General features: G+C 59.8%; 21 protein-coding genes and 1 pseudogene. 12 read left to right on the top strand and 10 right to left on the bottom strand.

Translation table 11 applies throughout. From position 1 onward, the window contains the following. The first annotated feature begins 77 nt into the window (after positions 1–77). The 3 genes from HDG39_RS10835 to HDG39_RS10825 all read left to right on the top strand — a co-directional run bounded on the left by HDG39_RS10835 (position 78) and on the right by HDG39_RS10825 (position 3,524). A complete protein-coding gene (locus HDG39_RS10835) occupies positions 78–1,400 on the top strand; it encodes a DUF2254 domain-containing protein (protein WP_184005747.1) in 1,323 nt (440 codons plus the stop codon). A 10-nt stretch (positions 1,401–1,410) separates the two neighbouring features. Continuing rightward, the gene (locus HDG39_RS10830; protein ID WP_018422414.1) at positions 1,411–2,088 is read left to right on the top strand and encodes a carbonic anhydrase; all 678 of its coding nucleotides are present in this window, start codon (positions 1,411–1,413) and stop codon (positions 2,086–2,088) included. 311 nt (positions 2,089–2,399) lie between these two features. Further along, positions 2,400–3,524 carry a M35 family metalloendopeptidase gene (locus HDG39_RS10825; protein WP_184005745.1) on the top strand — a complete coding sequence of 375 codons (1,125 nt, stop codon included), beginning with the start codon at positions 2,400–2,402 and terminating at the stop codon, positions 3,522–3,524. A gap of 458 nt (positions 3,525–3,982) precedes the next feature. Here the strand turns inward: HDG39_RS10825 and HDG39_RS10820 are convergent. Further along, positions 3,983–4,309 (bottom strand): annotated as a pseudogene (locus tag HDG39_RS10820) (glycine zipper 2TM domain-containing protein); the annotation flags it as partial. Positions 4,310–4,901: 592 nt separating this feature from the next. On the opposite strand from HDG39_RS10820, the gene HDG39_RS10815 reads away from it, so the two are divergent. The 3 genes from HDG39_RS10815 to HDG39_RS10805 all read left to right on the top strand — a co-directional run bounded on the left by HDG39_RS10815 (position 4,902) and on the right by HDG39_RS10805 (position 8,020). After that, positions 4,902–6,170 (top strand): ATP-grasp domain-containing protein, encoded by a 1,269-nt coding sequence (locus tag HDG39_RS10815; protein ID WP_184005743.1) that lies wholly within the window; start codon positions 4,902–4,904, stop codon positions 6,168–6,170. Further along, complete coding sequence (locus tag HDG39_RS10810; RefSeq protein WP_184005741.1) at positions 6,170–7,264, top strand: phosphoserine transaminase; 1,095 nt, start codon at positions 6,170–6,172, stop codon at positions 7,262–7,264. Before HDG39_RS10815 ends, HDG39_RS10810 begins: the two co-directional genes overlap by 1 nt. A gap of 564 nt (positions 7,265–7,828) precedes the next feature. Beyond that, positions 7,829–8,020 carry a hypothetical protein gene (locus tag HDG39_RS10805; RefSeq protein WP_018422419.1) on the top strand — a complete coding sequence of 64 codons (192 nt, stop codon included), beginning with the start codon at positions 7,829–7,831 and terminating at the stop codon, positions 8,018–8,020. Positions 8,021–8,694: 674 nt separating this feature from the next. On the opposite strand, the gene HDG39_RS10800 is transcribed toward HDG39_RS10805, so the two are convergent. The 3 genes from HDG39_RS10800 to HDG39_RS10790 all read right to left on the bottom strand — a co-directional run bounded on the left by HDG39_RS10800 (position 8,695) and on the right by HDG39_RS10790 (position 13,154). Next, a complete protein-coding gene (locus HDG39_RS10800) occupies positions 8,695–9,267 on the bottom strand; it encodes a phosphatase PAP2 family protein (RefSeq protein WP_018422420.1) in 573 nt (190 codons plus the stop codon). Positions 9,268–10,133: 866 nt separating this feature from the next. Beyond that, entirely contained in the window at positions 10,134–11,447 is a 1,314-nt protein-coding gene (locus HDG39_RS10795) for a hypothetical protein (RefSeq protein WP_184005739.1), read from the bottom strand. Positions 11,448–11,603: 156 nt separating this feature from the next. After that, positions 11,604–13,154 (bottom strand): bifunctional AfsR/SARP family transcriptional regulator/alpha/beta hydrolase, encoded by a 1,551-nt coding sequence (locus HDG39_RS10790; RefSeq protein WP_184005737.1) that lies wholly within the window; start codon positions 13,152–13,154, stop codon positions 11,604–11,606. Positions 13,155–13,273: 119 nt separating this feature from the next. Between HDG39_RS10790 and HDG39_RS10785 the strand changes: the two genes are divergently transcribed. Then, positions 13,274–14,665 carry an NAD(P)/FAD-dependent oxidoreductase gene (locus HDG39_RS10785; protein ID WP_184005735.1) on the top strand — a complete coding sequence of 464 codons (1,392 nt, stop codon included), beginning with the start codon at positions 13,274–13,276 and terminating at the stop codon, positions 14,663–14,665. A gap of 112 nt (positions 14,666–14,777) precedes the next feature. Beyond that, positions 14,778–15,074 carry a hypothetical protein gene (locus HDG39_RS10780; protein ID WP_184005733.1) on the top strand — a complete coding sequence of 99 codons (297 nt, stop codon included), beginning with the start codon at positions 14,778–14,780 and terminating at the stop codon, positions 15,072–15,074. Between the two features lie 38 nt (positions 15,075–15,112). Here HDG39_RS10780 and HDG39_RS10775 read toward each other — a convergent pair whose 3' ends face one another. From HDG39_RS10775 to HDG39_RS10765, 3 genes are all read right to left on the bottom strand, one after another. Continuing rightward, positions 15,113–15,781: a response regulator transcription factor gene (locus HDG39_RS10775; RefSeq protein ID WP_184005731.1), complete on the bottom strand. Its 669-nt coding sequence runs from the start codon at positions 15,779–15,781 to the stop codon at positions 15,113–15,115. An 18-nt stretch (positions 15,782–15,799) separates the two neighbouring features. Continuing rightward, on the bottom strand, positions 15,800–16,705 hold the full coding sequence (locus HDG39_RS10770) for a S1C family serine protease (RefSeq protein WP_184005922.1): 906 nt from the start codon (positions 16,703–16,705) through the stop codon (positions 15,800–15,802). A 241-nt stretch (positions 16,706–16,946) separates the two neighbouring features. Next, positions 16,947–17,156 (bottom strand): hypothetical protein, encoded by a 210-nt coding sequence (locus HDG39_RS10765; RefSeq protein ID WP_084754273.1) that lies wholly within the window; start codon positions 17,154–17,156, stop codon positions 16,947–16,949. A 163-nt stretch (positions 17,157–17,319) separates the two neighbouring features. Here HDG39_RS10765 and HDG39_RS10760 point away from each other — a divergent pair, with 163 nt between their 5' ends. Together HDG39_RS10760 and HDG39_RS10755 are read left to right on the top strand one after the other, a co-directional pair. Continuing rightward, entirely contained in the window at positions 17,320–17,742 is a 423-nt protein-coding gene (locus HDG39_RS10760) for an ACT domain-containing protein (protein ID WP_184005729.1), read from the top strand. 123 nt (positions 17,743–17,865) lie between these two features. Beyond that, a complete protein-coding gene (locus HDG39_RS10755; RefSeq protein ID WP_260327688.1) occupies positions 17,866–18,387 on the top strand; it encodes a hypothetical protein in 522 nt (173 codons plus the stop codon). A gap of 12 nt (positions 18,388–18,399) precedes the next feature. Here the strand turns inward: HDG39_RS10755 and HDG39_RS10750 are convergent, their stop codons facing one another. After that, the gene (locus HDG39_RS10750; RefSeq protein ID WP_184005727.1) at positions 18,400–21,153 is read right to left on the bottom strand and encodes a UPF0182 family membrane protein; all 2,754 of its coding nucleotides are present in this window, start codon (positions 21,151–21,153) and stop codon (positions 18,400–18,402) included. A gap of 296 nt (positions 21,154–21,449) precedes the next feature. Between HDG39_RS10750 and HDG39_RS10745 the strand changes: the two genes are divergently transcribed. Further along, positions 21,450–22,034, top strand: coding sequence for a glutathione binding-like protein (locus HDG39_RS10745; RefSeq protein WP_184005725.1), 585 nt, complete (start codon positions 21,450–21,452; stop codon positions 22,032–22,034). Between the two features lie 62 nt (positions 22,035–22,096). Here HDG39_RS10745 and HDG39_RS10740 read toward each other — a convergent pair whose 3' ends face one another. Both HDG39_RS10740 and HDG39_RS10735 read right to left on the bottom strand, forming a co-directional pair. Further along, a complete protein-coding gene (locus HDG39_RS10740; RefSeq protein WP_184005918.1) occupies positions 22,097–23,029 on the bottom strand; it encodes a hypothetical protein in 933 nt (310 codons plus the stop codon). Positions 23,030–23,257: 228 nt separating this feature from the next. Further along, the gene (locus HDG39_RS10735; RefSeq protein WP_184005723.1) at positions 23,258–24,301 is read right to left on the bottom strand and encodes an AraC family transcriptional regulator; all 1,044 of its coding nucleotides are present in this window, start codon (positions 24,299–24,301) and stop codon (positions 23,258–23,260) included. Between the two features lie 490 nt (positions 24,302–24,791). On the opposite strand from HDG39_RS10735, the gene HDG39_RS10730 reads away from it, so the two are divergent. Then, a complete protein-coding gene (locus HDG39_RS10730; RefSeq protein ID WP_184005721.1) occupies positions 24,792–24,956 on the top strand; it encodes a hypothetical protein in 165 nt (54 codons plus the stop codon). The last annotated feature ends 107 nt before the right edge of the window (positions 24,957–25,063 follow it).

The following is a 25,063-nucleotide window of genomic DNA, read 5'->3' as shown; positions in this document are numbered from 1 at the left end:
GGTCACGTGCATCGTCAAAGGCGAACCGCGAACGTTTCGGCCTCCGCTGCCGCATGAATCGTAGAAAGAGCGCAAACATGGACTGGAACCGCTGGTACAGCTTGAAGAGTTACCTCAGATCTTCCCTGTGGACGGTACCGCTCGTCGCGGTGGCGATCTATGCCGTGGTAAAGCCGCTCACTGAAATGCTGGGAAGGTGGATGATCGGACACGACATCCTCGATCCGAAAACCGGCCTTTTTGCGCTGTCCATGACTGGAGCGCGGTCACTTGTCGGCGACATCGTTTCCGCAGACCTGGCGTTTCTGGTGTTTACCTTCGGTTCGCTGCTCGTCGCAATCCAGGTCGCCGGCGGTCAATATACCCCGCGGATCATCGCGACCACATTGCTGCGCGATAACGTGATCCGCAGCATCTCGGGATTGTTCGTATTCACGCTTCTGTTCGCCAACAGAACCCTGGGCTGGATGGGTGACAGCGAGGTGCACCAGCTTCAGGTATTCATTGCAGCGCTATTCGGATTCGCTTCTGTAGTCGCATTCCTTTTCCTGATTGATTATGCGGCGAAATGCCTGCGTCCAGTAAGCCTCGTGGCTCGGGTTGGGGAGCACGGGATCGCGGTCATCGAAAGCGTCTATCCCAACCCAACGACGGGCCGAATCACCCCGCCGAGACTTGACCACGAGCACGGCGTCCCTGGCCGCATTGTTCGCCATAGCGGTACATCCGGCATCGTTCTGGCCGTGAATCTCGAAAGACTTGTCGCCAAGGCGAGGCGCACTAACTCGGTTGTCGAGTTCGTGCCGCAAGTGGGCGACTTTGTCGCGGTAGACGAACCCTTGTTTTATTTGTACGGGGACTCTGACGCAATCGATGAAAACCGGCTGCGCACACTGGTTGCTTTCGGGACTGAACGCACGATGGAACAGGATCCTATGTTCGCGTTTCGCATCCTTGTTGATATTGCGCTGAAAGCGTTGTCGGCTGCGATCAACGATCCAACAACGGCCGTGTTGGCCATCGATCAGTTGCAGCGGCTATTGCGTGTCGTCGGAAAACGATCTTTGTACACCGAAGAGATAACGGATAAGTCCGGACTTGTGCGCCTCATCTATCGAACGCCGAACTGGGAAGATTTCGTGCATATCAGTTTCCGCGAGATACGTCAGTACGGCGCGGGCAGCATTCAGATCGCGCGGCGTCAGCGCGCGGCGATAGAGAATCTCCTCCAGTGCTTGCCGGAGCATCGTCACGACGCCTTGCGTGTCGAGCTGACCCTGCTGGACCGTGCGATCGGCTCGAAGCATCCATTTCCGGAGGACCTGGCGCTGGCCCGTATCCCCGACTCGCAAGGGCTTGGAGGCTCGGAAAGCTCGACAGCAAGGCAACCCATCGTTTGAGAGGCAAACCATGCGAAAACTCATCATGGGCATCGTTGAATTCCGGGAGAAAATGCTGCCGCAATACGCGCAGCAGTTCAGCAAACTCGCGCTCGCGCAGACACCTGATGCGCTCTTCATAACGTGCTCGGACAGCCGGGTCGTGCCGGATCTGCTTGCATCAACCCATCCCGGCGATCTCTTTACGATGCGCAACGTGGGCAATCTGATACCACCGGCGACTGCGGAGGGCGTCTCTACCGGAGATCTTTCCGAGGCAAGCGCGATCGAATATGCCGTGCTGGTGTTGAAAGTCGCGAATATTGTCGTGTGTGGACATTCGGAGTGCGGCGCGATGAAGGCCGTGTTCTCCAGGAACGCCAAGCTGAAATCGCCGAACCTCGATAAATGGCTATGCCACGCCAACAACGCAGCGTTTCGCCTCGAACAGGAAGGTCCGCTCGACGACAGCCTGAAAGCGCACGATCAATTGTCGCAACTCAACGTACTCGTGCAACTCGAGCACCTGATGACCTACCCGATCGTCCGCCAGCAAGTCACTGCCGGGGCACTCGTACTGAGCGGCTGGTGGTTCGACATCGCGACGGGCGCCATGTATGCCTATGAGCGCACGAGCCGCTCATTCGCAGTCATCGATCGCACAATGGCTGATCGGATGATTGAGCGCCTTGCCGCACGGGCGAGATGACGGTTTGCGAATCCCGCAATGGAACCGACATGTCGCTAGCGACCAATGCAATCCGTGCGTCGCGATGCAGACGGCAAGTTCTGTTTCAATGTTCGCTTCCGCACACTTTCTGGCAGAAGAACCTGTCACCGCGAATATTGCTATCTACAGTTCATGCGTCGGATCTTAAGAGGCGCGCGTACGCAATCTGCATGCATGAAAACGGGCGATGTTTCGCAGTCGGCATGGAGATCAGATATGAGAGTGATTGAAGTCGAAATGCGATCACCGAACTTTGTGGCCAAGCGCAGTTCTGGTTGCCAGAACGTGGCATGCAGCGCCTGCTGGCAACGGCATTGACTCAGACTGACGAGGCCTACATGACCGATTTGAACACGCTGTGGACATACATCAAAAAGCATGCGCCACCCGGCGGCATCGAGGGCTTTGACGGCAGTCCCGGAAAATTTCGTGACTTGCAGCAGTACCACGAGAAAAAGGTCTCCCGATGGGAAAACGCGGGGGGCGCATCAGTCAGGAAGGCGGGTGAGTTGATTACCGATCCTCTAGAGGTTTGCGGTCTACGGCGCGAAAGTACGCTGCTTTCTACACCGGACAATCCTAAGAGAATCGCCGTCGCGGCCATGCTGCTGGCGATGTCGATCGTCCTGAATCTCGATGAGGATACGCTCAGAAAGGCTAAACCCATTCTGGAAAGGCGCGATATTCTCGACCTCGAGACGCGGTTGAAAATTCTTCTGTCGACGGGCGATGTCTTCCACTCGACGCGATTTCCAAGTCTGGAGTTGAAGAACTTCAACAGTGTGTCGATCGGCTTCGAAAGTGTTAAAACGACTTTCCTCCTCGGCGCGGAAAATGCCTTCGAGAGCGCCACCGATCTGCTTACGTTAATGCATCAGCGGCTTTTGCACGCTTCGTCCGGCATACCGGAACAGTACAAGGAAACATTCACCAGCTATTTCGGTAATCCAGACGAGAAAGTGGATGTCGCGGCGCTTGGATTCCAAGGCGGCTCAGAACTGGGGTTGTCCGGTAGTCAAACCAGAAGCGCGTTGGTGCGCGCGGTGCTGCAATGCGTCTGGAAGGGCATCCAGATGAGGCCAGTGCGCCTCTATTACGGTGGCGGCAGCGTCATCCCCAATGTCCGGGCCTATGCACCCGACCTCAAGACAGTTCGCCGTGACGGGAAAATAAACATACACCTGGCGATCGACTTCTTCAGTCTCGAACAACAGGTGATTCATGACGGAATGAGCATTAGCCGTGGCGCGGGCCTTATTCACGAGTTCACTCATGCACTGGCCGGGACGATAGACGTCGACCAGGCATTTATGCCAGGCCGATGCCGGGCGCTCGCAAGGAATAGGGATTTCGGATCGCGCATGCTCGCCAATGCGCAGAGTTATGCATCGTTCGTTGAGGACGCATTCGGCTGACGGTTGCGCAGTCGACCGCATTCAGCCGCCCGCTGTTTGGATGGCTGATAAGGGGCTCTTATGCACTGTTGAGCGGCGCATCGAACGGGTCTCCCGCCTTCAGGCGATCAAGCGAACGGCCAGCGCTTAGGTGCGCCTTCCGTTCCATTGATCGCGAGCCCCTCACTGTTACAGCAAAGGCGTAAGCACCTGGTCAGATAGAACGAGGCTTCGGCGTCGTCAGCACGACGCTGCGATATCGCGAATTGGTTGCAGTGCCAGATTATTCGTCATCGTCCCCGTGATGATGATGGTGCTCCCAGCCCCTGTGCCAACCATGGTCATGGTGCCAGTGCCTGTCACGGTCGTCGTTGTATTCGTACCCATAGCCATATGTGTAGCTCTAGTGGGCAAATAAACGTGAAGTGTCAGCCTGGTAACCGTTTGTAAGGCGCTGTGCCCTCCGGTTCGCTGCGTGCTTACGAAGCACTCAGCGAATCGCCATAGACACGCACACGCTCACCAACCTGAACGGTAGGCTGCGTGTCGTAGTTGAAGTTTCGATAACTGCCATCCTGCATTCTGACTTGCACCTGGCAGGTGGCATCTTTGCGTACGGCATGTTCGATACCGTTACCGGCAAGGCCACCGCCAACTGCACCCGCTATCGTCGCCAGAACACGGCCGCGCCCTTGACCAACCTGGTTGCCCAGCAGCCCGCCTGCCACCGCACCGCCTACTGCGCTGAGCCCGATGGTCGGCTCTTGCGTTTGGACTGCGTTGACCGCGACCACTTCACCTGCATTCGTCGCCCTTCCCAATTGGTTGGACAGCATGGGAAGCCGCAGATCCACCCGCTTATTCAGGATTGCCGCTAACAGCGGTCAGCCCCGTGAGATTCACACTGCGGGTCGTAAACCATGCTTGAGTTTAAGGACGGAAAACGGTCACCGTTGACCTGTCGTCGCCTCAAAGTCCTCTGAATAGGTGGTCAATCGCCCCTCTTTTCCCTCGTTTGGTTCAGCCCCAAGCTCGTATCATGGGCTGCACATTGGGGTTAATGCAGTATGTCGGACACGTTTTGGGTTACAAAATCCTGACGTTTCTATCGAAGGAAAAGATACATGTCAATTGCAAAGCGACGCGCGAGCTCGGCCAGATTGTCCCTCGTAGCCAACACATCGAGTGCTGTCGCGATTCCCGCGGACTGTAAAGCAACGACATCCGGGCCAATGCCAGAAGCATGGTTCGAGGAAGAAGTCGGCTACATCGGCGAAATGCCGGCGGGTACCCGCATCCCGACTGACACCCACCGTCAATGACCTGAGTGAACGTAAAAGTAATGCCGGCGAGCGCATTCTTTCGCCCCGGGTATCGCTCCACTGAAACGCGCCATTCATGAATACTGTTCGAACTGAATTAACGGGTGATGCCAGCCTTCCATCGATGCATCAGCCACTGGGACTGGCTGCGTTGCTCCGGGCGGCAACGGCTGGGAGCGATCTGACGCCGCTGGGGGAGAGCCTGCTCGAGCACATAAAGCGCCATGACGACCCGTACGCTCTGCTTGATTTGTCGCTGGTGTTGCAATTGAAATACCAGAAGGCGGCCGCTCTCGCCGTCCAGCAGCAAGCGCTTCAAATGACCAGACATTATCGGTTGAAGAGCGCCCAGACGATCAAGCCTCCTTTGAAGGTGCTGGTGCTCAAGGCTCCGGGCGATCTGATGGCGAACACGCCTTTTGAGTGCCTGCTTGAGAACGCCGACCTGCAGATAGAGGTCCTGTATGTCGACACGCGGCCGCTGGGGGATGCCGAGTTGCCCGAGCACGACGTTATCTTCGTTGCGGCATGCGCGTCGGATGAAACCGCGGGCGTTCTTGCCCAAATCGCGTCGCTGACGAGCGGGACGGGTTGCCGCGTACTAAACCGGTCCGAACACATTGCGAAGACAATGCGTGACACCGCCTATGCTCTGCTGGGCGCTGCCCCCGGTATCTGTATGGCCCACACGGTGCGCCTTTCCCGCGAGCGGGTCAACGAAGCGGCTTCGGGAGCGTTGCAGTTGTCCGAGGTACTCGGCGCAAATTATCCGCTCATCATACGGCCGATAGGATCGCACGCCGGACAAGGTCTGGCGAAGGTGTCCGACGCTCAGGAACTCGCGCGCTACATGGCTGAGTCTGACGCCGTGGAATATTACATGGCGCCTTTTATCGACTACAGCAGCGCCGACGGTCTGTTTCGCAAATACCGGATCGTGATGATCGAGGGAACGCCATTCGTGTGCCATATGGGCATCTCGAAGGAATGGATGGTTCACTACCCTTACGCGGAGATGTCGACGCATCCCGACCGGCGAGAGGAGGAATCGCACCTGATGGCGAGCTTTGACACCGATTTTGCTGTGCGTCACCGCGAGGCATTTCGCAACGTCGCGGAATTGACCGGTCTCGATTACGTAGGATTCGATTGCGCTGAAACGAGCGATGGCCGGCTGCTCATATTCGAGATCGCGACGGGCATGGTTGTGCATGACTTGGACGACCAGAGCATCTTTCCTTATAAGGTTCCGCAAATTCGCCGGGTTGCCGACGCCTTTCATGAAATGCTGCGCCGCGCGGCCGCGAACGCATACAAAATCCAACGGCTGGCCTCGGAGGCATAGTGAAGTCCAATGCATTGAATTTTTCCGGTGGTCCCGGAGCGCTCCCTGAAACGGTGCTGGAACAGACGCGCATAGCGATTACCGCGTTACCGGAAACCGGCATCTCGGTACTCGGCATGAGCCATCGCTCGGACTGGTTTCGCTCCATACTGGACGAAGCGGAACAGAATCTGCGCGTTCTGCTCGGTATATCCGACGACTACGCCATTACCTTTCAGCAGGGGGGCAGTAGTCTGCAGTTCGCGATGATCCCGATGAATCTTGCCGCGAAAGGATTCGCCCCGCCCGAATATGTGACGTCCGGCTACTGGAGCGGTCGGGCGACCTCGGAGGCGGCCAAGGTGACTGAGAGGAAAGTTGCGTGGGACGGCCACGCGACGGGCTACCGGCAGTTGCCCGTCCTCGATAAACTGGACATCTCCGGCTCTGCCGCCTATCTGCACTACGTGTCGAACGAGACCGTGGAAGGTTTGCAATTTCCGGTTTGCGAAGAGGCGACGCAGGTACCGCTGATTGCGGACATGTCGTCCGATTTTCTGTCGAAGCCCATTCGGCCAGACGCATACTCGATGATTTATGCTCACGCCCAGAAGAACCTGGGTCCGGCTGGGGTAACGGTAGCGGTAATCAAGCGTTCGCTGCTTGAACGGATCCCCGACGGCTTGCCGGCGATCCTCGATTTTCGCACCCACGTCTCGCACGGTTCCAACTACAACACGCCGCCGGTATTCGCGATCTATGTGCTGACTTTGATTACGCGCTGGCTGCGCTTCGATGTTGGCGGTCTGCACGCGATGCAAAGCATCAATGAGAGAAAGGCGCGGCGGCTGTATGACACGCTGGACGCTTTGGAGGGGGTCGTGACCGTCCACGCGGACCGTCGCTGGCGCTCACAAATGAACGTGGCTTTTAAATTCGGTGATTCTCGGCTCGGCGATGCGTTTATCGGGGCGGCTCGTGAACAGGGTATCGTTGGACTAGAGGGGCACCGTTCAATTGGCGGGTTGCGTGCGTCTCTATACAACGCCGTTACAGAGCAAGCCGTGGACATTCTGGCAAACGCACTAACGGAATTCAGTATGCAACGGGCCTGAACAGCAATGCCGGTTCTCACGTTGACGTGCCGTGCGACTCGAAGGAATAAACGACCGCTGCACCCCAAAAAGCTGCCGATTAGGTGGCGTCTGGTTTAGAGTCCGAAGTGGGTCGAGAGTGTGAGTTCGCGATGCCGGAAGCTGTCGCCCGGCTGCTCGACGCCGCTACCGTCGGCAATCCATCACATTGCCGACGTAGAATCCAGCCTGCCCCAAGGTCGGCATTGGCCGAGGAGTCCGCGTTGAGTATCCGGCGGGTCACGAAGTGGAGCAGTCGTTCGAATGAGCGCTCGAAAATGCGGTCGAGCGGCAGAAACTGGCCGTACTGAGACGGACCGCGAACATCGCAGCTCACCCCATCTCAATCTTTCGGTCGGCGGTGCGATCATTGACGAAACAAGTTGGCTCGATGGCTCGATGCCAAAAAATCGCTCTTGGACGTTTGATCGGAGGGCTATTAGGGCGACGCATGCATGCGCGGAATGTCGCTGCCTCGGGGACGGCCAACGAGGGACCGGATCTTGCTCGCGATGTCCCTGTACTGCTGATGGAAGGGAGCGCGTCATGATCAAGCTACTTGGCATCCTGGCTTTAGCGTTCGGTATTGGCGGTTGCGTCGCTGCCCAGCCGCCCTACTACGGCTACGGCGACGCGCCCGGCTATTATGCGCCGCCCCCCAGTTTCGGCATCGGGATCGGGGCAGGCAGTTTCGGTGGGAGTGGTTTCGGAGGCGTCGGCGTCGGGCTCGGGTTTTAGATGGGGACGATACTGCCGTCAATCATGCGTCGTCTCTGGCCAGCAGGCCGACATGAAGCACGCACTGTCCCGGGCGGAGCCTCATGCGCGACGTAGCGGGAGCGTCAGTTCACTGCGCCCATAGATAATCAGCCATGAAACCGATTTTCTCGCCGGCATCACTTCGCATTCGTCCCGTTTTTTGCGCCGCATTGCGGGTCTTGTGCTCGACACGGCGCGGGTCAAACGGGTCGGGTGTAGTGCTTTCCGAGTCTCGGTTGGGGACGCCGGTTGCCGGGTTTCCCGTGCATGCATAGCGCCATTGTATTTAATGGCGATGCGCGCGTTCGTGCATTGCATGGCCCGAGACGACCGCAGCGATGAGCCTCGACGTCAGGTCTCAGCAAAAAAACGTCGCGCGAATCGCGCTGTAAAGATTACCCTCCCTATCATGAGGGCGTTTAACGGCGCACTGTTGCGAAGATAATCCGCGTTATCGCGACAACGAAGCGACGACATGTGCCGTTCCGAAGTTCTGACGACCCCGATCTTCCGCTTTAAACCATAAAGGTCCTAACACCGACCCACAACGGGCGGCTGAACATGCGTCGGCTAACCGGCAGCTTCAAGGACCATAACAGCCACTTGCGGCCGCACCTTCACTTGCACACCACTCGTCCGATTCACAGCCCGGGCTAAAACCGCTTCGCAAAGCCAACTGTAAAACCGTGCGGGAGAATCTGGACGAACAAGGGTGTCTGCCATGTCGTGCTCAGGTATCCGACCGCCGTGCCGAGCGCCCAGCCAGCGAGAACGTCAGTCTGCCAATGTGCCTGGCTTTTCACGCGTGCAATCGAATCGTAGAGCGGCAACAATTCCAGTCCCCATACCCACGGATCACGCCGACCATAGTTGACGATGAACGGCGTCACAAAACTCGCCTGAAGGGTGACTTCGCCACTTGGAAAACTCTGTCCGCCGCTGAACCATTGGTTGGGTCCCTGGCCCGCGTTGGGCCGCTGGCGACCGAATGCGTACTTCATGCCTTGCGCAGCGACCGCCGATATCGCCGTGGCGTCGGCCGTTTGCCAGAAGGTATGGCCCAGTTCGTTGTCGTTCCCCAGCCACAGAGATCCACCGACGGTCGTGGCGATCACGGCATATTCAAGTCCGAGCTGAACGTTGCGGTTCCATATGCCGCTCTGATCCAGAGCCACCTTGCGGTCGATCCCGCCGGCATATGCGCCCGAAAAAGCCAACGCCGTCATCGCGGCGGCACCCCACCGTCTCGCTCCTACCGTCAGTCCAGAAGTAGACGCTCTCATATGGACCTCACGCGAAAAAGTCGGGTTTACCGGTCAGCCCTTGACGCAATCGAACAAAGAGAGGATCTGCCAGACTACATTCCAACGTGCCAGGCGCAACGCACATGCCCTGACGATACACCACAGCTACGAATCGTAGGAAAGCGGCCTAGCGGCGTACCTCCACCGTGGCTGCGAATTGGCTCTGATATTCGTGGCCAGGTCGCCCTCGTGCATCAATGGAAGTTACGGGACGGCATTACGCGAGCTGCCTACGCACTAACTTCCTGGTTGTCGCCGCTTGCCCGGCCACGCAGTCCGAGCGGTGTTCGCGTTTACGGTAGGAGGAAATCATGCTTCCTGGCTGAACCGGTGTGATGGCACCGGCACTGCGGCGCTCCCAGGTCTGCTTCGCGATTACTATCGACGCTAAGGGCAGAAATCGACTGGTAGGGTCGAGATGTGGTGCGGTAGCGGTAGGTTTGGTTTGTCTGTTGCCGAACGCAAACCCGACGTTCGAGCGTCCATATGACCGCAGGGGCCAACTACCGTTGATGGCCGGGCTTCTGCCACAGCGTGGTCTATGGTTAGCACAACCCCACATACAACGCCCGCGCAATAGGTAGCGCGGTGAAAAGCGAACGTGTACGTCGATCCCAACGCGGGTCTTTCAGTATTCGCAGACATTTCTTCGGTCGAGAATCTGCGAGCGCAAGGTGGGATCAGCAAGGTGCTGCGTGCCCGGCGAGTGATCTTCGCGTTGCGGTACATCCGCGATGTACCGCGGCACGGTCTGGGTGGCTCGCAAGGAAGAACCGGCATCTTCGACGTCAGCTCGTCGCGCCGAAGTACACGGGTTGGCCGAAATGCTGATTGCGCGGCTCGTCGATTACCTGGCGGAACTGCTCGTAGCTGAGCGCCCACTGGTCGATCGACTGGATCTGGATCGCGTTGCCGTCAACCAGACGTTCGCCTTCGATGCGCCCGACCTGTATCTGCGCTTCGAGCGGATCAAGCACGGCATCGGCGGCCTGCCTGTCACTGTCGAAATGATGCTGCGCATACAGAGCGCGCTCGACGTTCTCGTGCCAGTCGCCGCCCATCTGGTAGCGCACCTGTTCGATAAAGGCAATCACGCCATGTCCGCGCGTCGGGCCGAGATGAATCCGGCGCAGCTTCAGACCGAACAGAAAATCTTGCAGCGCCACCTCGCGCACGCCGCGCTCGGTGCACTGGTCCTGCACGCCGCCCATTTCGTTTTCGAGAAAGTCCTGGGTGTGCACCGCGTCGCCTAGCACCTTGAATGCATAGGCGTACGACTGCGTGGCCAGGAACACGCCGGTGCGCTGCGTGCCGTTGACCGTGCAGGTGACGCGGGCCAGCGACACGTCGTTAGCGCGTGCCAGTTCCAGTTGGCTTCGAGTCCAGTGCATGATCAGAGCAGACGGGAATTTGAAGATCTGCTCGTCCTCGATCAGCGGAAAACCGACCGAAAGCTTCATGGTCTCGGCGACGCTCAGTACCGAGAACAGGCAGTTGTCACCCGACGCGATCCGGAAGTACATCCGGTCCTTGTGCGGTGCATGGCTGAATGGATGCCACGGCTGTCCCATGTTGTTGAGGCCGAGATCGACTCGGTTGAGCGCGCCACCGTGCTCCCTGACCGTCGCGAAGTCGCGCCCTTCGCCCCGGCATCCGATCGGTAGGATCAGGCGGCCACCGCCCGCCGTCCTCAGCCGCAGCTTGTTGCGGAAGTAGCGCCGCACCTCGAGGCCGCGCGGAATGCCCCCGGTTGCCGGGCCGCCCGGCATGTCTTTGAAGCCGATCTCGAGGGCGAGTTCCAGGACGGCCCGTTTGTCGGCATCGGTGTCGGGCCAGGATGCGGCCTGCTGGACCACGATGGTCGCGCCGGCCCCCTTGCGCCGAACGAAGTTCATTGTCGGCAGTGTCGGATCGCGATAGACCCTGACAAACAATGCCTTGAGTTTCTCGTCACCCGGATCTAGCCGGCCGCCCGACGCACGCGCTTCCTTCCAGAAATATGCACACCACCAGCCGAAATCGAAATCCTGGTTGCTGGCATACAGTCGTTGCAGTCCCTTGAACTGGTCGAGCTGCTGCTTGGTAATCCAGTCATGAGCCATTCTGGGTGCCTCCTGCAGGCCGTACGAGGTCGGGCGGTGCGATGAAGGATCGGCGCTGCCCCAAAACGCCGGTTGGCAAAATCGTGCGCGGTATCCATGAGCTCGCGCGTGATGAGGCTCGACGCATTGCGGCGACCCCAGCATGTTTATTTTCAGTCATGCGGCGAGACTGCCGACAAATTGTCTGACGCTGGCGAGGACGGCTCTCTGGTCGCCCGCGAAAACCCAGTGATCGACGCCGTCGAGTTCGACGTATCGCGCGTGTGCGATGTGGCTGGCAAGATGCCGGCCAGCGCCAATTCGAACGGCGTGGTCGTCGTGACGGTGCAGCACCAGAGCCGGAGTTGAAATCCGACCCAGCAGATCCCGCACATCCGTATCGCGCAACGCCTCGAGCACGCCCTTGATGGCGCCAGGGCTCGACGCGGCCCGAAGCAAGCCCGCCCACCAGGCTCTCGCCTGAGGATCGCGAGATAGGCTCGGCGCGAACGTTTCGATGCCCGCAGGCCCGCCCCAAGCTGCGACGAGTTGCTGGAGCCACACGTCATACTGACTAGCCTGCAGCGCGTGCGGATAGTCTGGCGTCGCGCTTCCCTTGGCCAGCGAGCCGAACAGGACGAGGCCAGTGACTCGATCGGGGTGATCAGCGGCAAATTTGATGCATGCCGGTCCGCCCTCGGACGCACCGAACAGCACCACCCGGCGGCTCGCGGCGGCGTCGAGCACCGTGCCGATGTCCTGCGCGGTTGCGTCGACGCCAGGCTTGAACCCGACACGGTCGGAAAGCCCGATGCCGCGACGATCGAGCAGGATGAGCCGGCCCATCTCAGCGAGAGAGGACAGGAACGTCCGGCAGCGGGGTTCCTCCCAAACCCGTTCGACGTGGGACACGAATCCAGGCAGCAGCAGGATATCGATGCGGCCGGTGCCGTAGGTCTGGAACGCGAGATGGACGCCGCCGCCCGAGACATAGCGCGTCGGCGGCGGGGCCTCGATCGGTAGCGTGGGGGCGGCGTTCAGCAGCTCACGGGTCTCCGTTTCGGGCGCCACATCGAGCGCCTCGCGAAGGCGCTGGGTCAAGGCATCGAAGTGGCGCTCGGCCGTAGCCCGGTCCCCGGCGAGCAGGAGATTGCGGATGAGGTGCCGCGCATACGCTTCGCTGAATGGGTCCAGCTGAACGAGACGGCCGGCGTGCACAGCCGCAGCCGCGTAGTCGCCGGCCGCATGCCTGTCCTGCACCACCCGTTCCAGCGCGTGGATCGCCCTACCCCGCAAGGCCTCACGGCGAAAGAAAGCCCACTCGTCGAACTGCGGGCAATCGCCAGGCGAAAAACCCTCGAGAAAGTCGCCGGGATAGTGACGGCATGCCCGCTCGAACTCTCCGGCGTCACAGGCTTGCTCGAACAGTTGCGAATCAATTTGCAGGTCGGTCGCTGATGACCATCGAAGCGTCGACCGGTCGGTGGTCAGGACGTCGTCGCCCAGCGTGAGCTGGAGGCGGTACATGAGGCGCCGCAGCCGAACTCGAACGACATCTTCGCCACTATCCGGCCACAACATCGTCGCGACGACGTCGCGCCCGACTGGGCCCTTCGCTTCCGCCAGATAGACCAGCAGGGCCAGGCCTTTGCGCAAGCCTATCGGACACGGCTGGTCGTCCCGACGGATCTCCGGAAAACCAAGCGTCCGCACGCTGAATAGAGCCATCGTAGTGCGACCCTCCATGACGGCGTCCAGGGGACGCTCAGGGGACGCGTCGATCCTACCATGCACGGCAGACGATCATCGCTGCGCTCATTGCGGCGGATCGCACTGGAGGCTTTGCCATGAAGAACCTGGGTAAGCATGCGATCGTGATAGGCGGCGGAATGGGTGGGCTGCTGGCCGCACGCGCGCTATCGGATTTCTATTCCACCGTGACCGTGCTCGAACGCGATGCGTTTCCGGCAGCGGACACCTGGCGCAAAGGCGTCCCGCAGGGTCGTCACACTCATGGGCTTCTTGCCCGCGGCAGCGCGGTGCTCGAGGAATTCTTTCCCGGATATAACAATGAAGTCGTCGCGGAAAGCGGCGGGTTGCTCGGCGATGTCGCTAACGATCTGCTCTGGATCGGACGCAACGTCACGCTTGCCAATGGCAAAAGCGACCTGACCGGTCTGCTTGCGAGCCGTCCCGTGCTCGAAGGCCATCTGCGACGGCGGCTCCTGGAACTGCCGAACGTGCGCGCCATCGAGAATTGCGCAGTGCGAGGGCTCGCCAGCGACTCCGCCCGCGAGCGCGTGACAGGTGTGCGCATACGTGCCGAAGGCGGGCCCGAAGAGACCGTCGACGCGGACCTTGTCGTCGATGCGACTGGACGCGGCTCGTCCAGCGCGATGTGGCTCGAAGAGCTCGGCTACCGACCTCCCGTCAGCGAGAAGGTCGAGGTCGGCATCGGCTACACCACCCGGACCTATCGACGTCGGCCGACTGATCTTGACGGCAAGCTCGGCATCGTCGTCGCCGGGAGTGAGCCGAACTGGCGCAACGGCGTCATACTCGCACAGGAGAGCGACAGCTGGATCGTCAGTACCGGGGGGTTTCTCGGCGACGAGGCGCCCGACAACGATGAGGGCTTTCTCGCGTATCTGGCGACGCTGCCGACCATGGAAATTCATGACGTTGTCGCCACAGCGGAGCCGTTGAGCGGCTACAGGCGCTACCGCTACGTCTACAGTCTGCGCCGCCGGTACGAGACACTTGCACGCTTTCCCGGGAATTACCTGGTTTTCGGTGACGCTATCTGCAGCTTCAACCCGGTCTACGGACAGGGCATGACGGTCGCGGCGCAAGAGGCGCTGACGCTGCAGCGGTGTCTCCGTTGCGCGGGCTCGAACGATCTTGCGCGACGGTTCTTCAGGGAGGCCGCGAAAATCGTCGACATCGCGTGGGACATCGCGGTTGGCAACGACCTTCGCAATCCGCTCGTCAAGGGCCCGCGGCCGCCGATGCTGCGTTTCATCAACTGGTACATCGGCTGGCTTCACGTTGCCGCAACCCGCGACAGCACGCTGGCAACCGCGTTTCTGAAGGTAGTCAACCTGATGATCCCGCCGCCGTCGCTGCTGAGCCCGGCCATTGCCTGGCGCGTCTGGCGAGGCAACCGGAGGTCTGCGCTACCGCTTTCTCGCCCGCGATCGAGCGAGCCGCCTGACAACAAGCGTATTGAACTGACGTAACCCAGAAAGAGCGGCCACACCTGCATTCGCGAATCCGAGCGCGTGCAGTTCTCGTCGAGACGGACTCTTCCGTCGAAGCTAATGTTGATAACAGCCTCCAAAGGAGTACGACATGATCGGTGTATTCGCTACGTTTCGCTACGGTGACAATTTCGATGAACGAGCCGTGCGGACGATTGCCGAGACCGCACGTGCAAGGTTTGAAGGAATGCCAGGGCTACGTTCAAAGGCTTTCACGCTCAATTCCGCCAAGCGTGAGGCCACGAACTTCTACGTTTGGGAATCAGAGGACGCAGCCAGGGCGTTCTTCACCGATGAGCTACTCGACCGGGTAACCGGTCTCTACGGTGTACGCCCTGACGTCGAGTTCGTGCAGATTGCCACGTTGGTGGAAAACGTTCGAGCATGACGTCGTCTGGTGTCCTGGGTAGAGAAACGCGAGCTTGTCTACACCATGATGAATCCGTGCCGCATGCCGAGCATCACCGCTTCAGTGCGGTTGGTCGCACCGAGTTTGCCGAAGATTGACGAGAGGTGGAATTTCACCGTGTTGTCCGAGATGTCGAGGTGCCGCGCGATCTCCTTGTTGCCGAGTCCGTCGGCGAGCATCGCCAGCACTTCGATCTCTCGTAACGTCAAGGCTTCGAACGGTTCGCCGGATCCCTTCTGGCGCGACGGTCTTGTTTCGGCCAGTAGCCTTGCGAGGATGTCGGGCGTCAGCACGCAAAGGCCTGCGGCGACGGCTTCGATGGACACGACGATTTCAGCTGGCACCGCGTTGCGCGGCAGGATAGCCGCCGCATCGGCCGGCAACACATCGAAGATCCAGTCGCTGTCCGGGTCGTCGCTCAACAGGACGAGCGACGGCGACACGGGCGAGAGTTCGAGTAGCGTCTTGAGCGCATCGCTCGCCTCCGGCGCGATGTCGGTGACGACCACATCCGGCACCGATCCGGCGAGGCAATCGACGAGCTTTTCGGCGTCGGCCGCGCTACCCAGGAACTCAAGTGCCGGGTTCGCCTCGACAAGCGCTTGCAGGCTTGCGCGCTCTTGCCACGATGCCGCAATCACTACGACCCGTAAAGGCGCCCTTCGTATCGTCTGTCCATCCGACATTTAGTCGCTTCCCGGACGTCACCTGCACGAATTCCGTTGGGGCCGTTCGCCCACCGTTACCGAACACGCGTGGCGTTCGCCGCCTCGGATCAAGGCGAGGTGCAACTGTTGCCCAACGCTTGCGGAGCCCAGCGCCGCACTTACGTCACCCATGTCGCGGCAAGGCTTGCCGTCCAGTTCGATCAGTACATCGCCTATCAGCACGCCCGCCTGCTCCGCAGTGCCGCCCGGCGCAAGCGAATTGATCAGCAATCCACTGCTGAACGACAGGTTCATTTTATTGACCCAGGCGTCCAGCAGGCCGACCCGCTGCGTGCCGACACCAAGGTAGCCCCGCGAGACGCGCCCTTTAGCCAACAGTTCATCGGTGACGCGCTCCACGGTCATCCCCGGAATCACGATGCCGGCGCCGCGCATCAGTGCCGAGGTGCAGATGCCGATGACCTGCCCGCGCATGTCCGCAAGGGCCGCCCCGGAGAAACCCGGGCGCAGACCGCCATCCAGTCGCACGAACGCATCGAGTTGTCCGCCTTTCCACGTGCGCCAAGGACCACCTATGCTGCCGATCACGCCAAAATCAGCGCTGACGCCGGAATCGTCCGCACGTGCGACGGCGAGCGCAAGATGACCCGGCTTCAGTGAGTGGGCATCGCCAGAACCGATCGGGTCGAGGTCCACGCCGTCCAGTTTCAGCACGCCGACGTCGGACCCCAGATCCAGGCCCGCGAGGACTGCGGCGACCGTACGGCCGTCGGTCAATGTGACTTCGATGCCGTCCTCACGCCTGAGCGTGTGTGCAGCCGTCACAACGACGCCACGTCGCCAGATTACGCCACTCGACGGCATGCGATGTCGGCCGTGTACTGCGACGACACTCCGCCCGACTCGCGCGACAATGTCTGCCAGATTGTCCGAGAGATCCATCAAAGGATTTCCGCTCGAGGATGTGGTTTCCATTTCAAGCCCCCTGTCAATTGCGTGCGACCTGCCAGTGCTTCGCGTCGACGTTTGCTCGCCTGTCCAGCTAGCGTTATGACGACGGGTTCACAATGACAGAACGACGGGGGGCGCACACCACCCAAATGGGTAGCCGGGTGGATGCAGCGCGGACTTCACGATGCAACGAGTCTGGTCTGCGACCGGCACGTCCCTGATCAAACTGCGGTTAGCGCCGCCCGCTACGGCCCCATACATAGCGAACCCACCGCTGCCAGCGGCTTTGCGGTGGAGCGGGCGCGTGGCGCGCCGTCTGCGCTTCGCAGTCGCGCTGGACGGACTTCTGCACCTGTTCGTGGATCTGCCTCAAACTCATGCCGCCTGGGCCTTTCAGTTTGTCGGGATCGGTAGCGGGATCGCCATCGGGATCGTCTGTCATGAGAGTCGCCTGTTTGTGATGAGGCGACTTGATCTTGATACAGATGCTCGGTAGCAGCAAGTTGGACGCGGATCGCCGACCGGCGCGTACTCCGACAGTCCTTGCCCGAGTGCCGTTCGTGAAGTAGATTTTTCTAATGAGGTCCGTGCCGGGAGGGATTGCCATGGAACTGAGCGTGGAACGTGTCGAGGTGTGGGCAGCTACCATCGACGACAAACCGGGAGGTCTTGCGAAAGTTTTAAGCGTCTTGCGGGATGCTGGTGTCGACTTGCAGTTCGTCGTGGCACGTCGAACGCCAGAGGCATCGGGTAAGGGAGTCGTGTTTGTCGCTCCGATACTGGGAGACAGTGCGAGCCGTGCCGCCACCCAGGCGGGGTTCAGCGTCAGCCCGAGCCTTCACTCCATCCGTGTAATGGGTCTGGACCAGTTGGGCATCATCGCGCAATTGACCCAGATGCTGGCGGATGGGGGGATCAACCTTCGCGGCGTCTCGGCCGCTGTACTTGGCACGCAGTTCATTGCGTATCTCGCGGTCGACTCGTTGGACGATGCCGAAAAGGCGATTGACGTTCTACAAAGGGCCTGAAGTACCCGTACCGGACCGCGAACCGGCTTGGCTCTTGCTGACGAGGCAAGGGGGCCGCTCTGTCTGACACGACTGCCGTCGACCATCTCAAATCCGTTGCGACAAAGCCGAGCGGCCATTTGAATGGCGAACGAAGTGCCGGGCATGGCGGCGAATCCCGATGCCGGTAGGAGGTCGACAGTGATGAAAACACCGACGACCAGAAGGCGGGTGCTTTGGGCGCTCTCGCTTTGCATAATCGCGACTTGCATGGCAGTTGGCGGGGCATTGCTGTTCGAGCTGTTGGTGGTCGGCCATGCCGTGAGCGATTTCCGCCGGGACGCGGCCCTGGCGCAAGCGGATATGGCACGTGGCGAGCCGGCTACGCCCGACGAGCGCATCAACCCGCCCTATCTGAAGCGATACGGGTTGGACCGTAACCTTTACAAGGACATTCACGGAAACTTTTCGCCAACAGGTGCTGACTGGCGCCAATGGGGGCTGCGAACCAAGGTCGCAGCCACCGTGATGTGGCTGGGTCACGATCCACCGGGAACGTGGTGGACCTACGTTCAGATCAAGTGCGTTGATCGGTTTCCTCAAGCTCACGCCGACAGCGAACCGATCGTCGATGTTGCGGACGCTTGCCTCGGCGAGCCGCATTGATTGTCCCGTTGGTCACTTCCGATCATCGGAACGGCCAGCGCCGAGTGCCTCGAGCAACGGCCGGAGAGCGTCCAGTTCCGCGCCGAAGCCGCTCCAGTCTCCCGCCTTCAGTCGCTCGATGGCGCGGTCATAGTGGACAAGTGCCTCTCTCGCGCGAGCGTCCACGGTGCCTCGGGCTGGCGATGCCGCTTGTGCGGTCTCACTGAAAAGCGCCGCCAGCGCCTCATCCAGAGTGTTCTCCATCACCACACGGTCCCCATACGCGGCAATCACCCGCTTCAACTCCGGCAACTGACCGGACGCCGCGCGCAAATAAAGCGGCGAAACGTAGAGGATCGAGTTCTCGATCGGCACGACCACGAGATGACCGCGAATGACGCGTGAGCCCATCTGGTTCCACAGCGAGATCTGCTGCGAGATCTCGGTATTCTGCTGAATCCGCGCTTCGATCTGAAACGGCCCATAGATCAGCTTGTCCTTGGGAAAGGTGTACACGATGAGCTTGCCGTACCCGGGCGGATCGCATCGCGCCGCCAGCCAGGCAATCATGTTCTCGCGCTGGCTCGGCACCATCGGCAGCATGAGGATGAACTCGGCGCGTGCGTCGCCCGGGAGTCGCATGATCGTGTAATACGGCGGCATCGTGCTGGCGGTGCTTCCGCCATCCATTCCGACCAGCTCCTGGGGAAACTGCCACAGATCCTCGCGGTTGTAGAAGACCTCCGGCGCATCCATGTGATAGGCGCGGTAGAGCTGCGCCTGGATCAGGAACAGATCTCCGGGGTAGCGGATATGCTTTCGCAGCTCCGGTGGCATCACGTCCAAAGGCTTGAACAAACCCGGGAAGATGCGCTCGTATGTGCGCAGGAGCGGATCGGCGGGATCGCTGACGTAGAAATCGACCGTGCCGTTATACGCGTCGACCACGACCTTGACCGCGTTACGAATGTAATTGGCGCCGTCGCCGAAACCCGGCCGGGAGTAAGGAAACCACTGGCTGACGGTGTAGGCGTCCTGGATCCAGAACAGGCGCCCATTGCCTGCGACGACATAGGGGTTATGGTCGAGAGTCAGGAATGGCGCGATCGTACGCACGCGGTCCTGAATGTTGCGATGAAGCAGGATCCGGCTCTGGTCTGTGATATAGCCGCTCAGCAGGATGTTCGGATCGTCGAACTGCCAGGCGAACAGACTGCGGCGTGCCGCACTGCCGATGCTGACGCCATCGCGCCCGCTATACGTCGTGTAGGCATTGGTCGGCCGTTGGGGATAGTCGAACTCGGCTACGTTGCCGTTCACGATGACATAGTCCTGCCGGCCTTCGCTGAAATAAAGACGTGGTTCGCGAATGGCCGGGCCGCCGTTGGAGACTGGCGGAATATCGTGCAGATAGAAAAACGGTAAGCCTTCGGTGGATTTCTCGGTGACTGGCGACATCACGACGCCGATGCCGTGAGTAAAGATAAGGTGCAGGTTCACCCAGGTTTGGGCGTTGGTCGGAAGCATCGCCGATTCCAGGTCACGCGCCGACAGCATCACCTGTCTGTATCCGGCGTCAAGCTGATAGCGGTCGATGTCCACCGAAATAAATTTGTAGTAAGTCCTGATCTCCTGCAACTGTCCATAGGTATCCATCAGCGGTTGCACATCCCATAGCCGGATGTTGTCGATGGTCGCCCGATTGGCCTGCAGCGAGTCGAGAGTCAGTCCCTGCTCGGCCTCAAACGGTTTAACCTCGATCTTTGCGAGGCCGTAAGCCTGTCGCGTTAGCGCGATAGTGTGCTCGATATAGGGTGTTTCCAGTTTCAGCTCGCTCGGTTTGACATAGAAGCGCTGAAACAGCGATGGATAGATCACAGCGAATACAAACGAACTGCCGAATACGATCAGCGCGAGAACGACGGGTTGCAGATGGCTCCGCCGGCGCATGTTGATCCAAAGGGCAACGGATGAGGCCGCGGCAAGACCGACTAGCATCCACAGGACCGGCAACTCGACGTGGACATCGGTATAGCTGGCGCCGACCACGACGCCGTTGTCGCCATAGAGCAGCAGAAAGCGGTCGAGCCACCACGACCAGGCCTTCACCGCAAAGAACAAACCGAGCAGTGCCGAACCATGAGTGATGGTGGCGGCCGAGAGCGTGCGTGGTGGCCGCTCCAGCGCGATGTCACCGCGCAACCCGTAGACAGCACCTGCCACGATCGCGCTCCATAAGATTAGCTGCAGCAGCCAGTTCTTGAGCGCGACATACGCGGGGAGCGAGAACAGATAAAAGCCGATATCCCTGTCAAAGATCGGATCGCGTTCGCCAACAGGGACCTGATAAATGAAGCGAAGCGCGAGGTCCCAGCTCGAGACTTCGCTTGCGGCAATAATCAACCCCAAGACGACCGCGGCGCAGGCAATACTGGAGCGCCAAGGAACGTGCGGCGCGATCAGTTCGGACAGTTCAACGGCAACTTCAGTCGCACCCGATCGATCAACAGATTGCGCTCGCAAGACATCGACGCGCCTCGCGAAACGATGCGCCAAAATCCCGGACAGCCATATCGCACACGCCGAGACTGCGAACACCGCGGCAAACAGCAGCGCTCTCGCGGAAAGGATGGTCCAGAAAACGCCACCATAGCCGATCGAAGAGAACCACAGCCAGTTGACCAGGATGCCGGTGATGCGTCCGACGACAAGCAGACCAACGATGACGGCCGTCACCGTGATTGCATAACGTCTCAGGCGCACGCCGGACTTCACTTCCGACCGCATGGTCTCTCCTGTGCTGGCCGTCGCCCTGCCCTGCTGCGATTGCGATCCGGATTCGGATGGCTACATTGATTCAAGCTATCTGAAGCCGCTCCACGGCACCATGAAGAAAGGCCCTTGTGGACGTGGCGCGAGTCGAAACGGCCACTCCCGGGCGCAGCGATGCGGCAATTATGCCAAAGTTCATCCATCGCAATCGACGCTCGACGTCGAAATCTCGTTCCAGGTCTCGACGACGGGGGCACGCCCTTTGCTGCGTTGAAACGGTTCAGTTCATCTCACGAAAAGGGATCCCTATCATGAAACTCTACTATTCGCCCGGTGCCTGCAGCCTCGCCGACCATATCGCAATGCATGAGGCCGATCTCACTTTCGAAAGGATTCGCGTCGACTTGAAGTCCAAGGAGACCGAGACTGGGGAGCAGTTCAATCCGATCAATCCAAAGAGTTACGTCCCAACCCTCGAAATGGATGATGGTCAACGGCTTACCGAGAACATCGCGATTCTTTCGTGGGTGGCACAGCGCAAGCCTGCCCTTGCGCCGAATAGCGAACCCGGCAGCCTGCGCCTGCTCGAGATGCTCGCGTTCATTTCGACGGAATTCCACAAACAGTTCGGCCGTGTTTTCAAGCCCACTTCGGATGCTGAAGCAACGGCAGCGCGCGAGAAGCTCGGTCAACGCTTCCAGTTGATCGCCACCATGTTCAAGGGCGAATACCTGTTCGGCAGAGAAGCGGGTGTGGCGGACGCCTATCTGTTCACGATGCTGCTCTGGGCCAAAAAGGTAGGCATCGAAGTGCCGGAGAAATTGCGAAACTTTGCCGAACTGATGCGCGCGCGTCCGGCCGTCCAGCTTGCCATGAAGCACGAGGGACTCGACTGATGAAACGCAGATCCTCGCCGCGCGCACCTTTAGCTGGATGATTCGTGTGCGTTCGGGCTCGCTCAATGCAGTGTGGCGAGTGCGGCCCGGATACGCATCCCCTGCTCTTCGGAGACGAGCCGATCGAGCACTTCCGCGAAATGGGGATGATGCATACCGGAATGGAGGTACTGCCATTGGTAAGCATGATGGAAAGTCGCTTCGATCGACATGGCTTCTGCCTCGACGACGGCACGCCCGCAATTCGCGATGAAATACCGCGAGTCCGCTGTCGCCTGCCCGCGCAAAATGCCATCGATCGCAATCATCAGGTCGATGAACTCGTTGACCGCGTTGTCGCGCGCCGCATCTGTCAGCGTAGCGTCGTGCCGCTTCCATTCCAGCTCATCGAGAATGGCGTGCTGACTTTCTTCCTTCCAGTGGTACAGAAATACATCCTTGAACAGCTCGGATAACTGATCGTCGGGATGAATGCTCTGGCGGTAGTGAATTTGCGAGAAGAGTTCAATATGCAGCGTCATGGCCAGCACCGCCCACGTGCTCTTGCCGAGGACCACGGCGGCAAGCGCATCGGCATCGACGTCGAAGCGATAACCCGCGGGCAGCGTTTCGCCGATCATTTTTTCGATGCGGCGAAACAGCGCCTGGTGTTTAAGCTCTTCGTCGCTGAAACGCACGAGGGCTTCGAGCGCCACCTGATCGCCGAGCCAGTAGTCGCGGCTCACTTCCAGCACCTTCGCGTTAATGAAGCGCTCGACGAGCCCGAACACGTTCGCGTATGTGCGCCCCTGAATCTGGCTGACGAACCGTCTCTCACCCTCCGAGAGCATGATGAAATCCGGCACCAGCGAGAGCCCGTCCGGCAAATACTTCTGGGACATGTCGAAGGTACGGCCTCCAATCACGTCACGGTCGATGTCCCAATTGACCATCTTCGAAGCGCGAATGCATCGGGCGTAGCGATCGCGATCGGACAGCCGCAATATTGCGTTCATGGAAGTTCTCCCAATATGGACCGCCACGCGGTCTAGCGTTGAGTGTCGATTCACCGGGCAGAGCCAGTCGGATGATCTGGCTTTCCGGCACGCTCAATTTACGATCGGGAGTCTTGAAGTTCTATGATCGAGTCGCCGGACGATATGATTGAAACGCCGTTTCGTCACGTTGGTCGCACAGGTCGACAATTGAGTGGGTAGAGACAGCGCGGCGCGTCACGGCAGGCATCACTGATCCTGCAGTTCGGCAACGCCACGCGTAGGTTGCGCGTGCTGCGCTGATGTGGCCACGCCGTTCGACTTTCCTTTGCTCTTACGCCAGCCGGCCGGCGGCATGCCGAATTCGCGTCTGAACGCGCGACTGAATGCGGCTTCCGACTCATAGCCAATCTGTTCCGCAACGGCGTTGAGCGGCTTGCTACCGATCAGAAGTTCGTGCGCCGCAATCTGCATGCGCCATCTCGCGAGGTATTGCATGGGCGGCTGCCCCAGAAGATCGGTAAAGCGTTGCGCCAACGCGGAACGCGACAGGCCCACTTTGCGCGCAAGTTCCTCGACGGTCCACGCATGCGCCGCCTGCGCATGAAGCAGCGAGAGCGCGCGTCCAACGTAGCGGTCACGCACGCCGGCGAGCCACCCGGTCTGGTTATCAGGTAGCGCTTCAATACAGCTCCGGATTGCTTCGACAAACAGCAGTTCCGATAGCCTGGCAAGCACAATCGTGCCGCCCGCGCGCGAGTCGGCCGCTTCCGCGGCAGCAAGTTCGAGAGACGACTCGAGCCATGCCGCACGCGGATCCTGGCGCATGTCGATCTTGAACAGTCGCGGCAGCGATGAGAGCAGCGGATTGCTCAAGGTATCGTCGCAGGCCAGAAAGCCGCACACGATGCGCGTCACAGCGCCCCCGCCGCCATAGGACAGCGTCATCACTTCACCTGGTGCTGTCGCCATCTGCCCGGCCAGTAGCGAGTCCGACGGCACAGGGGAGATATCGATCGCGCTGCCGATGATGTGCGTTTCACCCTGAGGCGCCACGATCAGTTCGCCGGCATGGACGTGAATCGCCGAACCGGGATCGTCGGGCAGCTTCGCCCAGCAACACCCCTCTATGATCAGATGATAAGAAACGACGCGCTCGGAAGGCGGCAAGTAAGCGCCGCAGAGCGATGCATCGGTGCGACCGATCAGACACCACGGCGCGGTGAATGTCCCGTTCAGAAACACGGCGCCGCTCAGACGAACAGCGCGCAGAACCTCAGAGACTGCATCCATGGATAGCTCGCGTGAAATGCGATTTCCCGGGCGAGAAACCTGGCCGCCGCTCATTCTTCAGGATGGCCAAGGGCTCCATGTTATACCCGCAACCTCACTTGATGACAATTCCCTTACTGGCGTTCTTCGCGAGGCTTATGAAACGCTTTGCGGGTCCGTTAAAGACTCGCGCTTTGCAAAAAGCGCAACTCACGGAACGTGCGCTTCGCCAGGACGGCAGGACGATCTTTGTGGACGCCCGCAATGCGCACACGATGCATTGGCAAGAAGTGGACGATCGGTCAAGAAAGATCGACGCACGGGCAGGACGGCAATAGCTTGCCGCGGGCAGAGTTCATGACAGGAAGGAACATCACGGATCGGCGTCATCCGTACTTCGCAAACAAGCCTTCCTCGGACTCTGGAGACCTGGCGCGTCACCCAACTTGCACGAATCGGTTCAAGCACAGCAACTGACCGCTTCGCGCAAATACAGTAGCGTGAGACACCGATGAAACGCCTGATAAGCCGTGCGATGTACCACCCGATCATTGCGCTATCCGTTTTCTATCTGGCCGACGTTATGCATCACGTCGATTACAGCATCGCTGGTGCATTGCTGGTTCTGGCCGCGAAAACGATCTCGCGGGTTTCAAATCTGTTCGACAAGGGATAGAGCTGCGATGCGACGCGTTCGTCGATGAACTTCCGAGCGCGGCGCTGCAATTCAGCATTGGCATAAGAGACACTGGCTGCGATCGGCAAATCGACGAACAGAGGCCA

It is taken from the genome of Paraburkholderia lebeckiae, from assembly GCF_014201005.1.
In the GTDB taxonomy this organism is placed as follows: domain Bacteria; phylum Pseudomonadota; class Gammaproteobacteria; order Burkholderiales; family Burkholderiaceae; genus Paraburkholderia; species Paraburkholderia tuberum.
Note: the sequence above shows the minus strand (reverse complement) of the source record. Positions and strands in the feature narration are given on the sequence as shown.